This is a genomic window from Streptomyces sp. NPDC059166 (assembly GCF_042755185.1).
Taxonomy (GTDB): domain Bacteria; phylum Actinomycetota; class Actinomycetes; order Streptomycetales; family Streptomycetaceae; genus Streptomyces.
Genome location: NZ_JBHZCI010000022.1, coordinates 1 through 2050 on the forward strand (window position 1 = coordinate 1; position 2050 = coordinate 2050).

The 2050-nt window shown below is 68.4% G+C and carries 1 protein-coding gene; it reads right to left on the minus strand.

All coding sequences use genetic code 11. The annotated features are described in order from the left end of the window. Positions 1-1937 (minus strand): S8 family serine peptidase (locus tag ACFXOA_RS18040; RefSeq protein WP_385028835.1); only part of this gene is annotated, 1937 nt, incomplete at its 3' end. Positions 1938-2050: the final 113 nt, after the last annotated feature.

The following is a 2050-nucleotide window of genomic DNA, read 5'->3' on the forward strand; positions in this document are numbered from 1 at the left end:
CAGAGCACGGGGGCGGCGGGCTTGACGGCGAGGCTGTAGGTGCCTTCGGCGACGGTGGCGAAGGTGTACTTGCCCTTGGCGCTGGTGGTGGCGGCGTCCAGCGGGGTGCCGTTCAGCTCGACCGTCGCGCCGGCGAGGGGCTTGCCGGTGACGTCGAGGACGGTGCCGGTGACCTTGTGGGCCGGGACGGCGGCCAGCGCGATGTCCTGCGTGTGGGTCTGCTGCTCGGCGAGGGTGACGCCCTCGGCCGAGCCGGCCGCGTAGCCGTAGCCGGTGAAGGCGAAGGTGTACGTGCCGGCGGGCAGCGGGAGGCGGTAGGTGCCGTCGGTGGTGGTGGTGACGGTGCGTACCGCGCCGGCGGTGTCGGTGGCCTGGACGGTGATGTTGTTCAGGGCCTTGCCGGTCGCCTTGTCGGTGACGGTGCCGGTCACGGTCGCCGCGGTGTGCGGGGCCTTGTCGACGGAGGCGAGGATGTCGAGCTTGCCGTTGCCCCACACATAGTTCATGCCGGCGTCGCCGCCGCAGTGGGTGTCGTCGACGTCACGCGCGCCCTCGTTGAGGAGCTTGCGGGTCTCCTCGATGTTGCCGATCAGCGAGGGAGCAGCCGACCAGAGGAGCGCGACCGCGCCCGCGACGTGCGGGGTGGCCATCGACGTGCCGTTGATGGTGTTGTACGAGTTGCCCGGCCAGGTGGAGGGAATCTGCACACCGGGGGCCGATATGTTCGGCTTGGCGCTCCCGTCGGTCGGCGAGGGACCGAAGCCGGAGAAGTTGGCGATCTTGCCGTTCACGTCGTAGGCGCCGACACCGTAGGAATCGGCCTGCGAGCCCGGCGGGTGGGTGGTCGAGCAGGTGACGCCGTCACCGTCGTTACCGGCCGCGAACGCCTCGAAGATGCCCGCCGCGTCCCAGGCCGCCAGGATGTCCTCGTAGAACGGGGTGCTGGTGTCCTTGTTGCCCCAGGAGTTGTTCACGATGTTCGGCGCCAGGTCCGGGCGCGGGTTCTGGCCGTTGTGGTCGGTCGGGGCGAGGATCCACTGGCCGGCTTCGAGCAGCTCGTCGTCGTAGCAGACGTCGGAGGCGCAGCCCTTGGCGGCGATCCACTTGGCGTTCGGTGCGACACCGAGGCCGTTCTTGGCGACCATGGTGCCCATCGTGTGGGTGCCGTGGCCGTTGTTGTCGCATGGCGCGGTCGTGGGGCACTGCCCGCTCGCGTCGTAGAAGTTGTAGTCGTTGCTGAAGGTGCCGTCACCGTTGTTGCCGCGGTAGTTCGCGACGAGGTCCGGGTGGTCGTACTGCACACCGGAGTCGACGTTGGCGATGACGATGCCCTCGCCGCGGTCCTCGTACTGGTCCCAGACCTGGTCGGCCTTGATGTCGGAGACACCCCACGCCGGGGCGTCGGTGCCGTCCGCGGACGAGTCCGTGCCCGCGCCCAGGGCGGCGGCGCGCGATGTGGTGACCTTCTTGTCGGACGTCTCGATGTCGTCGAGCTTGAAGGTCCGCTCCTTGACGATCGAGGCCACGTCCGAGCGCTTGGCCAGCTCGTCGACGAGGGCCTGACCGCCGGTGACCTTGACGGTGTTGGCGATCCAGTAGTCCTGGTGGCCGACCTTCTTCTTGTCCAGGAAGGTCTTCAGGGACTTCTGGCTCTTGTCGGCCTTGGCGCGCAGCTCCTTGTAGGCGGCGTTCGCCTTCTTGGCGTGGGTCTTCTGCTTCTTGGCCTCGGACAGGTCCGCCTTGTCCTTCAGGACGACGAAGAAGGACGCCTCGCCGCCCTTGTCCACGGCGTTCAGCAGGGTGGAATCGATCTTAGGTGACGGGGCGCTGTCAGCGGCGGCCATGGCGGGCATGGCGCCGGTCAGCAGAACGGCCGAGGTCAGCGCGGCCGTCGCCCACGCCGCAGATCTGCGCCGGGGGGATCGGGGCAGGTGCATCAGGGCACTCCTCCAGGAACGGAACGGGGTGCGCGCAAGTTAGGAGGCGGCCGTTACTGACCCATTACTGGGAACACGGCCAGTTCCTTTGTCAGCACAGCCAGTTGGGCTGC